This window comes from Rhodococcus sp. NPDC003322, assembly GCF_053589555.1.
In genome coordinates this window covers 137,556-150,765 of the sequence record NZ_JBSFSC010000006.1, presented here as the reverse complement: position 1 = coordinate 150,765, position 13,210 = coordinate 137,556, and the positions used below count along the sequence as shown (strand labels likewise).

11 protein-coding genes are annotated in these 13,210 nt (G+C 70.3%); 5 read left to right on the top strand and 6 right to left on the bottom strand.

Translation table 11 applies throughout. The features are described 5' to 3' along the window. Positions 1-161: 161 nt before the first annotated feature. Positions 162-2,003, top strand: coding sequence for an AMP-dependent synthetase/ligase (locus ACWDUM_RS23220; protein WP_450135792.1), 1,842 nt, complete (start codon positions 162-164; stop codon positions 2,001-2,003). 72 nt (positions 2,004-2,075) lie between these two features. Here the strand turns inward: ACWDUM_RS23220 and ACWDUM_RS23215 are convergent, their stop codons facing one another. The 4 genes from ACWDUM_RS23215 to ACWDUM_RS23200 are packed head-to-tail and all read right to left on the bottom strand — an operon-like array spanning position 2,076 to position 6,270. Then, positions 2,076-2,591, bottom strand: a complete 516-nt coding sequence (locus ACWDUM_RS23215) for a YbjN domain-containing protein (protein WP_450135791.1) — start codon at positions 2,589-2,591, stop codon at positions 2,076-2,078. Then, positions 2,588-3,916 carry a D-inositol-3-phosphate glycosyltransferase gene (gene mshA / locus ACWDUM_RS23210; protein ID WP_450116628.1) on the bottom strand — a complete coding sequence of 443 codons (1,329 nt, stop codon included), beginning with the start codon at positions 3,914-3,916 and terminating at the stop codon, positions 2,588-2,590. The genes ACWDUM_RS23215 and mshA overlap by 4 nt, the downstream gene beginning before the upstream one ends. 46 nt (positions 3,917-3,962) lie before the next feature. Further along, a complete protein-coding gene (locus ACWDUM_RS23205; RefSeq protein ID WP_450135790.1) occupies positions 3,963-4,790 on the bottom strand; it encodes an alpha/beta fold hydrolase in 828 nt (275 codons plus the stop codon). 58 nt (positions 4,791-4,848) lie between these two features. Then, the gene (locus tag ACWDUM_RS23200; RefSeq protein WP_450135789.1) at positions 4,849-6,270 is read right to left on the bottom strand and encodes a cation:dicarboxylate symporter family transporter; all 1,422 of its coding nucleotides are present in this window, start codon (positions 6,268-6,270) and stop codon (positions 4,849-4,851) included. A 238-nt stretch (positions 6,271-6,508) separates the two neighbouring features. Here ACWDUM_RS23200 and ACWDUM_RS23195 point away from each other — a divergent pair, with 238 nt between their 5' ends. After that, positions 6,509-8,104: a sensor histidine kinase gene (locus ACWDUM_RS23195; protein WP_450136025.1), complete on the top strand. Its 1,596-nt coding sequence runs from the start codon at positions 6,509-6,511 to the stop codon at positions 8,102-8,104. Then, the gene (locus ACWDUM_RS23190) at positions 8,101-8,808 is read left to right on the top strand and encodes a response regulator (RefSeq protein ID WP_450135788.1); all 708 of its coding nucleotides are present in this window, start codon (positions 8,101-8,103) and stop codon (positions 8,806-8,808) included. Before ACWDUM_RS23195 ends, ACWDUM_RS23190 begins: the two co-directional genes overlap by 4 nt. Before the next feature lie 154 nt (positions 8,809-8,962). Here the strand turns inward: ACWDUM_RS23190 and ACWDUM_RS23185 are convergent, their stop codons facing one another. Next, positions 8,963-9,490, bottom strand: a complete 528-nt coding sequence (locus ACWDUM_RS23185; RefSeq protein ID WP_450135787.1) for an AAA family ATPase — start codon at positions 9,488-9,490, stop codon at positions 8,963-8,965. A 455-nt stretch (positions 9,491-9,945) separates the two neighbouring features. On the opposite strand from ACWDUM_RS23185, the gene ACWDUM_RS23180 reads away from it, so the two are divergent. Next, positions 9,946-10,338, top strand: coding sequence for a PaaI family thioesterase (locus tag ACWDUM_RS23180; protein WP_450135786.1), 393 nt, complete (start codon positions 9,946-9,948; stop codon positions 10,336-10,338). 20 nt (positions 10,339-10,358) lie between these two features. Continuing rightward, positions 10,359-11,411, top strand: coding sequence for a tocopherol cyclase family protein (locus ACWDUM_RS23175; RefSeq protein ID WP_450135785.1), 1,053 nt, complete (start codon positions 10,359-10,361; stop codon positions 11,409-11,411). A gap of 74 nt (positions 11,412-11,485) precedes the next feature. Here ACWDUM_RS23175 and ACWDUM_RS23170 read toward each other — a convergent pair whose 3' ends face one another. Then, on the bottom strand, positions 11,486-13,135 hold the full coding sequence (locus ACWDUM_RS23170; RefSeq protein ID WP_450135784.1) for a dipeptide ABC transporter ATP-binding protein: 1,650 nt from the start codon (positions 13,133-13,135) through the stop codon (positions 11,486-11,488). Positions 13,136-13,210 lie beyond the last annotated feature (75 nt).

Here is a 13,210-nt window from a genome sequence, read left to right as displayed (position 1 = left end):
GAGCGGGTGGCACCGACCGTGGCCAGCGGTTCGGCCGGCGTCACCCCGTCACGCGAGCGGCATCACCGGCATCGGCCGGGAGCACGGTGCCACTGGTTCTGCCGCGAAACCGTGACATGAATTCCCGGTCGAGGTTCGGCCGAGTTCCTAGACTCGAAAACATGACAGCTTCGCGCGCGTCAGACGAGGTCGTGGACTGGTCCAAGATCGAGGAGCGGGCGCCGTCGGTTGCCCAGTTGTTCGTCGATCGGGTGGCAGCGACACCGACATCCGAAGCATTCCGATATCCCGCGGGCGACGACTGGTCCAGCGTGACGTGGTCCGAGGTCGGCACACGCGTCCGGACCCTCGCCGCGGGGCTGATCGCGCTCGGCGTCGAACCCGAGCAGCGGGTGGCACTCGCCTCCGCGACCCGGTACGAATGGGTGCTCGCGGACCTGGCGGTGATGTGCGCCGGAGCCGCCACCACCACGGTGTATCCCACGACGACGGCGTCGGATGTCGCGTTCATCGTCTCCAACTCGGGCAGCCGTGTCGTCGTCGCCGAGGACGAGGCGCAGCTCGCGAAACTCCGCGAGCACCGCGCAGAACTGCCGGACGTGCACCGAGTGGTACTCATCGACGGCACCGCGCCCGACGACGACTGGGTCATCGGATTCGACCAGCTCGAACGGATCGGGGAGGTCCTGCTCGACGAGCGTCCCACTGCCGTCGACGAGCGAATCGCCGGTATCTCCCCGGACAGTCTCGCCACCCTGATCTACACCTCCGGCACCACCGGCCGGCCCAAAGGGGTGCGCCTACCGCATTCCGCGTGGACGTACGAGGCCGCCTCGATCGACGCTGTCGGCATCCTCGACGCCGACGACCTGCAGTACCTGTGGCTCCCCCTCTCGCACGTGTTCGGCAAGGTGTTGCTGACGCTGCCGCTGCAGATCGGTTTCGCGACCGCCGTCGACGGCCGGGTCGACCGGATCGTCGACAACCTCGCGATCGTGAAGCCGACGTTCATGGGTGCCGCGCCGCGCATCTTCGAGAAGGCGTACGCCCGCATCGTCGGGACGGTGGAGGCCGAGGGCGGCGTGAAGAAGAGGATCTTCGACTGGGCGATCGGCGTCGGACTCGACGTGTCGAAGGCACGCCAGGCAGGAAAGCCGCTGTCGCGCATGCAGAAAGCCCAGAATGCAATCGCCGACCGACTGGTGTTCAGGACCATCCGTGACCGGTTCGGTGGTCGTCTGAAGTTCTTCATCTCCGGTTCCGCTCCGCTGGATCGCGATGTGGCGCAATGGTTCGACGCGGTCGGCATCATCGTCCTCGAGGGCTACGGCCTGTCCGAGACCAGCGCCGCGTCGCTGGTGAACCGGCCGTCCGCGTACCGGTTCGGGACCGTCGGGTGGCCCATCCCGGGCACCGATGTGAGGATCGCCGACGACGGCGAGATCCTCCTCAAGAGCCCCGGTGTGATGAGCGGGTACCACCACAACCCGGACGCGACCGCCGAGGCGCTCGAGGCCGACGGCTGGTTCCACACCGGCGACATCGGCACGATCGATGCCGACGGCTACCTGCGGATCACCGACCGCAAGAAGGACATGTTCAAGACGTCCAACGGCAAGTACGTCGCACCGTCCGCGATCGCCGCGACGTTCAAGGGCATCTGCCCCTACGTCGGCGAGATCATCGTGCACGGCGAGGGAAAGTCGTACTGTGTGGCCCTCATCAGCCTCGACGGCGAGGCCGTCGCCGAATGGGCGGTCCAGAACGGGATGGGCGACACACCGCTGCGCGAGATCGCCGCCTCCGGAACGACCATCGCGATGATGAGCGGCTACGTCGACCAGCTCAACGCCGGACTCAACCGCTGGGAGCAGATCAAACGGTTCACGATCCTCGAGCGCGAACTCACCGTCGAGAACGGCGAGATCACCCCCAGCATGAAGCTCAAGCGCAAGAAGGTGGTCGACAACTTCTCCGATCGGATCACCGCGCTGTACGGCTGAGCAGTTCCACCGCGGTCGCCTCGGCCGCGCGGCGATCCGTCTCACCGCCGGGGGCCGCCGCGCGACGGACGATCAGCGGAGGCCGGGCTGTCCGCCGTCCTCCTCGACGAGGTGCCGGAACGGTTCGAGGTTCTTCAGTGACTCACCCCGCGAGACGCGCCAATCCCATTCCCGGCGAATGGAACTCGCGAAGCCGAGTTCGAGCAGGATGTTGAAGTCGCCGTCGGCGGCCTCCAGGACCTGACCGAGCACCCGGTCGAGTTCGTCCCCGGTGACGGCGTGCGAGCTGATCCGCCCGACGAGATAGATGTCCCCGATCTTGTCGATCGTGTAGTGCACCCCGTACAGCCGGCGGTTGCGGCGCAGCAGGTATTTGTAGACGCCCTCGAAGTTCTCGTCGGGTTTGCGGCACACGAACGCCTCGACCCGCACCCCGTGGTTGCCGACGGTGAGCAGGCAACTGGTCTTGAGCTTGTGCTCACCGGGCAGTTCGACGACGAACTGGTGCGGGGCGGGCCGCGTGTATTCGAGTTCACGTTCGGTCAACGCGGCGTCGATCAGTGTGGCCGTCTCGGTCACGGCGGTCATGCGCGGACACCTCCCAGTCGTCGCAGTTTCCACATGCCGCGGCCGCGCCGCGGGGCCAGGTCGGGGTTGCGCCGGTATCCGGCGACGGCCCGGTGGTAGCTGTCGAGCAGTCCGTCCGCGGTGTGCTCCCAGGAGAAGTTCGCCGCGTGGACGGGCGCGTTCCGGGTCATCTTCGCCCGCAGGTCCGCATCGACCAGAACGGTGCGCAGCGCGTTCGCCCAGTCGTCGGTGTCGTGCCCGGAGACCAGCAGCCCGCTGTGGCCGTCCCGCACCGCGACGCCGAGGCCGCCGACGTCGGCCGCGACGACCGGGGTGCCGCTGGCCTGCGCCTCGAGCGCGACCAGACCGAACGACTCGGAGTAGCTGGGGACCGCGACGATGTCGGAGGCGCGGTACACCTGGACGAGACGGTCCGGGGGCTGCGGCGGCAGGAATGTCACCCGCGCTGTGATGCCCAGGTCCGCGGCCAGTTCGATCAGAGAGTCGGGGCGGTCGAGGCCGGTGCCGGACGGCCCGCCCACCACCAGCACGCGCAGCGGCAGCCCGGGTTCGCGCTCGTGCAGCGCGGCGGCGGCCCGCAGCAGCACGTCGGGCGCCTTCAGCGGTTGGATACGGCCGACGAACGTGACGATCAGCTCGTCGGCGTCGAGACCGAGTTCGGTGCGGGCGGCGGCGCCGTCCCCCGGCCGGTACCGCGTCAGGTCCGCGCCCGGAGCGACGACGTCGATACGACCGGGATCGGCGCCGTAGATGTCGACCAGCTGCGCGGACTCGTCGCCGGTGTTGGTGATCAGACGGTCCGCCTCGGCGACCACCTGTTGTTCGCCGATCTGGCGGGCGGCGGGTTCCGGGGTGTCCCCGTCGGCGAGGGCGGCGTTCTTGACCGCGGCGAGGGTGTGCGCGGTGTGCACCAGCGGGACACCCCACCGGTCCCGGGCCAGCCAGCCCACCTGTCCGGACAGCCAGTAGTGCGAGTGGATCAGGTCGTAGTACCCGGGCTCGTGGTGCGCCTCCTCGCGCAGCACCCCCGCGGTGAAGGCGCACAGCTGGGTCGGCAGGTCGTGCTTGTCGAGTCCCTCGAACGGGCCCGCGACCACGTTGCGCACCAACACCCCGGGCGCCGCCTCGACCACCGGCGCGTCCGCCGAGGCGGTGGCGCGCGTGAAGATCTCGACCTCGATGCCGCGCCGGGCGAGTTGAAGCGCACTCTGCAGCACGTAGACGTTCATCCCGCCCGCGTCACCGGTCCCCGGCTGAGCCAAGGGCGAGGTGTGAACCGACAGGACGGCCACCCGTCGAAGTCGGTGATTCTGCGCAGGCGTCACGACTCCATCTTGCCTTGCCCGCGCCGGCGCCCTCCAAACAGGCGCATCAGGCCAGCCCGTCGACGAAGTCGCGCACCTCGGTGACGAACCTCGCGGGATCCTCCACGAACGGGCCGTGGTCGTAGCCCTCCCAGTAGGAGGCCGTGGCCTTCGGGATCAGTTCGGCGGCGTGCCTGCCCGCGGAGACGTCCACGACGGAGTCGGCGGTGCCGTGCAGGATGAACGCCGGGACGTCGAGCGCGGCGAGCAGGTCGTCGTGCCCGATCTCCCGTCCGAACAGCGCCGCCCGTACCCGCGGCGGAGTGGAGAGGCTGGTGCCGAACAGTGCCTGCGACGCGGCGCCGACCCCCTCGGCCGCCCCGGTGAGGGCGGTACCGAAGCTGCCGAGCGCCCGGATCGCCTCGCGCGGGTCCTCGGACAGCGCCGCCGGCATCGCCTCGCGCATCGCGGTGCCGACCCGGCCGCCCTTCTGCCCCCGGCCGATGCTGGTGATCGCGCCGACCAGGACGATGCCGGCGACCGCGTCGGTGCCGTGCTGCGCGAGGTAGTCGGCGATCACCAGACCGCCGTAGGACCAGCCGAGCAGAACCGCATCGCTCTCGATCCCCTCGGCGGCGAGGACGGCGGCGACGTCTCCGGCCCAGTTCTTCGGATCGTCGTAGCCCGCGTCGGGAACTCCGGAGTAGCCGTGTCCGCGCAGGTCGACGGCGATGACCCGGTACCGCTGCGCCAGCGCGTCCAGCACCTGCGGTCCCCAGCAGTTCATCGACTGTGCCCACCCGTGCAGCAGGACCAGGGGGCGCGCCCCGTCCGGTCCGGTGACGCGGTAGGCGAGGGAGGTGCCGTCGATGCCGTGTGCTTCGCGAAGTGCCATGAGCCACATTGTGCGCGAACCCGGACCGCCGTCGGCGCCGGGTCCGCGCACCGGTCGATCAGACCCGGTCGAGGGTCTTCGGCGCGGACCGATCGAGCGCCTTCGGCGCGGCGGGCAGCGGGTCGACCTCCGCGACGACCGGCCCGACCGGCTCCCGGGCGGGGTCGTCGCCCTCGGCGAACGCCTCCTCGTCGAACGGGCTCCGGCCGTCCAGCACCTCGCGCACCTGCTTGCCGTCGACCGTCTTGGTCCAGGTGCCGATGAGCAGTGTCGCGACGGCGTTGCCGGAGAAGTTCGTCACTGCCCGCGCCTCGGACATGAACCGGTCGATGCCGACGATCAGTCCGACCCCGTCGACGAGGTCGGGGCGGTGGCTCTGCAGGCCGCCCGCGAGGGTGGCCAGGCCGGCGCCGCTGACCCCGGCCGCACCCTTCGACGCGACGATCATGAATACCAGCAGCGAGAGCTGTTCGGTCAGCGCGAGCGGCTGGTCCAGCGCGTCGGCGATGAAGATCGCGGCCATCGTCAGGTAGATCGCGGTGCCGTCGAGGTTGAAGGAGTAGCCGGTCGGCACGACGACACCGACGGTGGTGCGCTGCACACCGAGGTGTTCCATCTTCGCGATCAGACGCGGCAGGGCGGACTCGGACGAGGAGGTCGCGAAGATCAGCAGGTACTCGCGGGCCAGGTAGCGCACCAGCTTGAAGATCGACACCCCGGCCACCGCGCGCAGCAGTGTGCCGAGCACGCCGAACACGAACACCAGGCAGGTCAGGTAGAAGCCGAGCATCAGCGCGCCGAGCTGCACGACGGCGCCGAGCCCGGTCTGCCCGACGACGTTGGCGATCGCCCCGAACGCACCGATCGGCGCCAGCCACAGGATCATCGACAGGACCTTGAACACCAGCTTCTGCACGTGCCCGATGCCGCGCAGGATCGGTTCGCCCGCCTTGCCCATGCCCTGCAGGCCGAAGCCGACCAGCAGCGCCACGAACAGAGCCTGCAGCACGCTGCCGTCGGTCAACGCGGACAGCAGCGACGTCGGGATGATCGACGCGACGAACTCGGCGGTGCCGCCCGCCTCGTGCGCCTTGTCGGCGAGCGCGGCGCCGCTGCTCGCCATGTCCGGGGTGACGGAGAGCCCGGAACCGGGTTCGAGGACGTTGCCGACGACCAGGCCGATGCCGAGGGCGACCGTGGACATGCCCAGGAAGTAGACGAGAGCGAGGCCGCCGATCCGGCCGACGCTTGCGGCGGCCCGGACCGAGCCGATGCCGAGCACGATGGTGCAGAAGATGACGGGCCCGATCATCATCTTGATCAGTGACACGAACGTGGTGCCGAGGATGCCCAGGGACTTGCCCACCTCCGGCGCCAGCCACCCGACGAGGACACCGGCGACGACGGCGATCACGACGCCGAGGTACAGCCAGTGGGTGCGGTCCCGACGTTTCGACGGCGCGCCGATGGAGCTGCTCATGGTGATTGCCTCACTGTGATGCGGAAGGTCGGTGGGCTCCCACGGGCCGCGCGCCGCACGGGCGTCGCATCGTGTGTCCGGGGTCACCTCACCTCTTCGAACATCGTGGTACCCGGTCACCGCACACTGAAGGTTGCGTGAATTGTGTTCATCGGTGAACCCGCTCACCCGAGGAGACGGGGCCGGCGGTCGGCGCTGCGGCTGAGACAATCGACCGGTGAGGCGACGTCGCGAACCGATGAGCGTGGCCCGGCAGCTGCTGCTCGTGCAGACGGTGGCGTTGGCGGTGGTCGTGCTGGTGGCGGGCGTGCTGTTCGCGGTCGACGAGCGGCGCGACGCGGACTCCGCGACCCGCCGGTCGGTGACCGATGTCGCCGCGACCACCGCCCTCGACCCGGGCGTCGCGGCCGGCATCGTCGGGCCGGACCCGACCGCGGCGCTGCAACCACGGGCCGAGGCCATCCGCACCGCGACCGGTGTCGATTTCGTGGTGATCATGGACCTCGACGAGATCCGGCTCACCCACCCACTCCCCGAGCAGATCGGCAGGCCCTACACCGGCCACACCGCGCCGGCCCGGGCCGGACACACGTTCAGCGAGACCTACACCGGCAGCCTCGGCCCGTCGATCCGGGCGGTCGCGCCCGTGTACGACCCGGCCGGTGCGCTCGTCGGGTTCGTCTCGGTCGGGGTCACCCGGCAGAAGATCTGGGAGCAGTTCCGGACCGGCCTGCCGGGACTGCTCGGCATCGTCGCGCTCGGACTCCTGATCTCCACGGCCGGTGTGTACCTGATCGCCAGGCGGCTGCGCAGGCAGACGCTCGGGCTGGCGCCGGACCAGCTGCGGCGGATGTACGAGCACCACGACGCGGTGCTGCACGCGATCGGCGAGGGGCTGCTGGTGTTCGGCACCGACGGTTCCGGTCCGCCCCGCGTGGACGTGGTCAACGACGAGGCCCGCCGGCTGCTCGGGCTCCCCGCCCACGGCCCGGTGCCCTTCGAGACCCTTCCCGAGACGCTGCGCACCCTCGCCACCGACGAGGGCAACGGCGACACCCGGGACGAGGTGCACGTCACCGCCGACCGGGTCCTGGTCGTCGGCCGCGACCCGCTGTACTGGGAGGGGCGGCGCATCGGCACGGTGGTGACGCTGCGTGATCGCACCGAACTGCGTTCCGCGCTGGGCGAACTGGACTCGGTGCGCGGTCTCGCCGAATCGCTGCGTGCCCAGGCGCACGAGTCCGCGAACCGGCTGCACACCATCGTCACGATGGTCGAACTCGGCCGCCACGACGAGGCGGTCGCGTTCGCGACCGAGGAACTGCGAGTGTCACAGGGCCTGGTCGACCGGCTCACCGCCGCCGTCACCGACCCGGCGCTGTCGGCATTGCTGATCGGCAAGGTCGCGTCGGCCGCCGAACGCGGGGTCGAACTGACCGTCACCGACGACACCGCCCTCGGTGCGACGCCGCTGCGGTCCCGGGACCTGGTCACGCTCGTCGGCAACCTCGTCGACAACGCCATCGATGCGAGCCGCGGCGGTGACACCCATGCCGCTCGCGGTGGTGACGAACCGTGGGTGGAGGTGACGGTGCGTCAGGAGGACTCGACCATCTTCGTCGAGGTCGCCGACAGCGGACCCGGCATGGCACCGGAGACGTTGGCGCGGGCGATGACTCGCGGCTGGTCGACCAAGGCCGAACATCACGGACTGGGGCTGGCGCTGGTCGCGCAGGTCGTCGCCCGGTACGGCGGCACCCTGCGCACGGAGCCTTCCCTGGGTTCGCTGATCATCGCGGAGATCCCGCTCGAACGTCCCGGCGGCGCCACATGATCCGGGTCCTGATCGTCGAGGACGAGCCGCTGATCGCGCAGGCACACCGCGAATACCTCGACCGACTACCCGAATTCACCGTCCAGGAAGTCGTGCACACCGGCAATGCGGCGGTCCGGGTGGCGCAGGAGTCGGTGCGCGGCGGCGAGCCGATCGACCTGGTGCTGCTCGACATCGGCCTGCCCGACACGAGCGGCCTCGATGTCGCCGCTGCACTGGGCACCCTCCGGCCGAGCCCCGACATCATCGCCGTCACCTCGGCCCGCGAACTCGAAGTGGTGCGGACAGCGGTCGCGCGTGGCGTCGTGCTGTACCTGCTCAAGCCGTTCACCTTCGCGGGGCTGCGCGACAAGCTCGACCGGTACATCGCCTACCGCGCCGCGATCGCCGACGAGCGCGGCCCGCTGACCGCCGCCGGCCAGCACGACATCGACCGGGCGATGGCCGCCCTGCGCGGCGCCGCACCCGCGTCGGCGAGCCCGAAAGGCATTGCGCCACGGACCCTGGACGCGGTCGCCCGCTGCCTGCGCGAGGGCGACGGCCCGATGACCGCCGCGGAGGTCGGCTCGGCGGTCGGGGTGTCGCGGGTGACGGCCTGGCGCTACCTGGAACGGCTCGCCGACGACGGAGTCCTCGAACGGCAGACCGAGTACGGCCGCGCCGGCCGGCCGCAGGTGCGGTACACACTCCGCGACCGGCCGTGAGCAGATCCGGCCACCACAGTCACACCGGAACCGACAGCTTCACGGCTCCGGACCTTGGCGACGCGGTGAAGTCCGACCGGGAGCATCACGGGTTCCGGGCAGCATGGGTTCGGCTGCCGGACACCGTGAATTCGACTTCTTTTGAACCGCGACATCACCGGAGGGCGGCGAGGACCGTCTCGACTCGCCCTGTGAGCCGGCCGCTCAATTCGACTACGCGCAGGGACCCGCACAGCTGCAGCGGATCGGCGTAGACCAGGTCCGACAGCGCGTCGTCGACGGCCCGCCGGAGTGCGGGCATCTCCGCCGGCGGCAACATCTGTTCCGCTTCGGCAATGATCGGCACGACGACCAGCAGATCGAGACCGGCCATGGCCGCTCGTACCGCGGGTAGGTCCACCTCGGCCTCCAGATCGACGCCGGACGCGGCCAGATAGGCCAAGAAGTCCAGCGGGGTTCGGTCGAAGACGACGCAGGTGGCAGGCGTCTGCAGCAATCGAAGGGAGCATCGAAGCTGCTTGCGATAGTCGCCGGACGAGGGCGGGAACTCGAACTCGTGACCATCGTCCTCCAGTAGGACATACGGCTCGTCGACCGCCGTATGCCCCTGGAGACGGGCACACAACTCTTCTACCACCGTGGTCTTCCCCGTCCCGTGCGGTCCGGACACTCCGATGCGCATTCGCGAGCCCCTCCAGAAGTGATTTCCGCGATGGTCACCTCACAGCACAGGCGGCCGGGAAGTATTCATCGGCAACGACGACGGACATCCTCCCCCACGCACTTCATGCAGGAGGCGCCCCAGGGTTCATCACTCCCCGCTGGCAGGGCCCGACCGAAGACCAGTTCCCGCCCACAACCGAAGAGACTCCTCTATCAGCGACGACAGGCGTCACGGCATCCTCCATCGACCGGCTTCCTGCGCGTTTCGCTCCCTCAGGTGAACGCACGCCCTGCGGGCGGCCCGTTCCCCGTCGGCCGGACCGAGCAGTTCCACGAGCTCCGACGAACGAGGTGACGAACTCGAATGTGCCGTGGCCTCGCATTCGCTGGATCGATCAAAATTCGGAAATCTCCACCGTCCTGTCGGCAACGCAGACAGCGGAATCCGGCCGCGATCCGGTCTAGCATCCGGACATGGACCTGGATGAGCTGATCGCCTCGATGCCGTTCGCCGTGCACACGGGTGTCGCGCTGACCGCGGCCGCACCCGACGAAACCGTCGGCACCCTCGACTGGGACTCACACCGCACCACCGCCGGCGCCGGAATGCACGGCGGCGCAGTGATGACGCTCGCCGACAGTGTCGGCGCGGTGTGCGCGTTCCTCAACCTGCCTCCCGGCGCCGCGACGTCGACGACGAGTTCGAACACCGTCTTCACCCGCGGGGTCCGCAAGGGCACCGTCACCGCGACCGCCCGCCCCCTGCACGTCGGCCGGTCCACCATCGCGATCACCATCGAGGTGCGGGACGACGAGGGTCGCCTGGTCGCGCAGGTGACGCAGTCGCAGGCCGTGCTCGTCGCCTGAATCACCGCTACCGTGTCCGCATGACACGGTTGCACGGCGACCATGTGTTTCGGCCGCACAGCGCGTACCGAGGGAGCGGCGCCGATCTGCCGTTCGGCGATCCGTTGCGCGCGCACGACGTCGCGATGGAGGGCTACTTCTGGCGGTTCACCGTCCCCGGCTCCGGGGAGGTCGTGATCGCATTGTGCGGGGTGAACCGCTCCCCCACCGGCCACTGGGCGACGCTCGGCCTCGCCGGGCACCCGAGCGGATTCCTGCGCACCGCCGCCCACCCGGACGGGTTCGCGGACCCGCGCCGGCTCGGCGCGTCGGCCGGTGCCGCGTTCGCGGGCGACCCCGACCGGCTGCGGGTCGACCTCGGACCTGGTGCGCGCCTCGACGTGCGTGTCGTCGACCCGGTGCCGTGGCCTCGTCGGATGTTCGGCGGTTCCGGCCCCTTCCACGCCGTTCCCGCGCTGAACCAGTACTGGCACCCGTGGCTGCTCGGCGGCCGGGCCGAGGGGGTCGCGGTCCTCGGCGATCGACGTGTCGACCTCACCGACGCCCAGGTGTACGCGGAGAAGAACTGGGGCCGAGGCGGTTTCCCGGACTCCTGGTGGTGGGGGCAGGCGCAAGGGTTCACCGAGCCGGACGCGTGCGTGGCGTTCGCGGGCGGCCAGGTGCACGTCGGCCCGCTCCGTACGGAGACGACGGCGGTCGTCGTCCGACTGCCCGGCGGCCGAGTGCTGCGCCTGTGCCATCCGCGGCACGTGCGAGCCACCGTCACCGACGACACGTGGACGATCCGCGGCCGCAGCCCGCGGTGGACCGTCTGCGTCGAGGGCTCAGGACCACTCGGTGACGCCCACGTTCTGCCCGTGCCGCTGCCCGCCGAGCGTCGCAACGTCCCAGGCTCGATCGAACACCTCGGCGCCCGCATGTCGGTGACGGTGCGGCGCGACGGCCGCGAGATCTGGTCCGGCACCTCGTCGCTCGCGGCCCTCGAGCACGGCGGCCTGGACCGCGCCCGCGCCGAGACGACCCGGCGCGGCGCGGGCCCGGACGCCGCCGACGCCCCGCCCCTGCCCCGCTGACCGCCTCGCCCTGGTTCCCTAATGTCACATCGGCTCACTTGAGGTTCCCCGATGTGACATTGGGGAACCCGCGCTCAGCCGACCGCGGACAGCACCGCCTCGGTCGTACGGCGGCGACGCTGCAGTTCCGGATCCGGCAGCGGCACCGCATCCAGCAGTCCGCGCGTGTACTCCGCGTGTGGCCGATTGAAAACCGTGGCGGTGGGTCCGGTCTCGATGATCTCGCCGCGCCGCAGCACCGCCACCCGGTCGGCGACCTGGTGCACCACCGCGAGGTCGTGGCTGATGAACAGGCAGGCGAAGCGGTACTCGTCGCGCAGGTCCGCGAACAGGGCGAGGACCTCGGCCTGCACGGACACGTCCAGCGCGCTCGTCGGCTCGTCCGCGACCAGCAGTCGTGGTGCAAGGGACAGCGCGCGGGCCAGCGCGACCCGCTGCCGTTGACCGCCCGACAGTTCGGCAGGGCGACGCTCGGCGAACGCGCGGGGCAGCCGCACCGAGTCGAGCAGTTCCGCGACCCTGGCCCGCAGCAACGCCCCCGACGCGGACCTGTGCACGACCAGCGGTTCGGCGATCGAGTCCCCGATGCTCCGCCGCGGGTCGAGCGACGCGGCGGGATCCTGGTGCACGAGTGCGACGCCGCGGCGCAGCCCCCGCAGCTCCCGCCTCGACACCGTGGTGATGTCCGTGCCGTCGAACGTGACCGAACCGCCCGTCGCCTTGACGACCCCGAGCGCGGCGCGTCCGAGAGTGGTCTTGCCGGAACCGGATTCGCCGACCAGTCCGAGCACCTCCCCCGCCGCGACATCGAGGCTCACCCGGTGCAGTGCGTGGAACTCCCTGTTGCCCAACCTGGCCGGGTACACCACGTCGAGGTCACGGATCGACAGCACCGGCGCCTCGGGCGACTGGGCGGCCGGGGTGTGCTCGTCCGCGTCGTCCTCGGGCAGTCGGGGGACGGCCGCCAGCAGTTGCCTCGTGTACTTCTCCCGCGGGGCGGAGAAGAGGTCGTGGACGCCGCGGTCCTCGACGAGCTCGCCGCGACGCAGCACCGCGACGCGGTCGGCGATGTCCGCGACCACGCCCATGTTGTGGGTGATCAGCAGGATCGCGGTGCCGCGCTCGTCGCGCAGGGCCCGCAGCAGGGTGAGGATCTCGGCCTGCACGGTGACGTCGAGCGCGGTCGTCGGCTCGTCGGCGATCAGCAGATCCGGGTTCCCGGACAGTGCGAGGGCGATCACCACCCGCTGCTTCTGCCCACCGGACAGCTGGTGCGGGTACCAGTCGACGCGGGTCTCCGGGTCAGGGATCTCGACCAGGCGCAGCAATTCGATCGCCCGGTCGCGGGCGTCCGACCGCGAGATCTTGCCGTGCGACCGCAGCGCCTGCGCGATCTGCCAGCCGACCTTCTGGACGGGGTTGAGCGCGGTCTGCGGTTCCTGGAAGACCATCGCGGCACGGGTGCCACGCAGCCGGGCGAGGTCGGCCTCGGAGGTCGCGACGATCTGGTCGCCGCCGAGCAGGATCGAGCCGCGCGCCTCCGCGCCGTCGGGCAGCAATCCGAGGACCGCCTTCGCGGTCATCGACTTCCCGGATCCGGATTCGCCGACCAGCGCGACGATTTCGCCGGCGTCGACGGTGAGGTCGAGCCCGGACACGACCGGCGGGGCATCCGGACCGAACCGGATCGTGAGGTCTGCGATGTCGAGAATCGTCTCGGTCATCGTGTGTACTCCTGTCGATGAGTTCCCAAATGTCACATTGGGGGTCGTCAAGTGACCGAATGTGACATTTGGGAA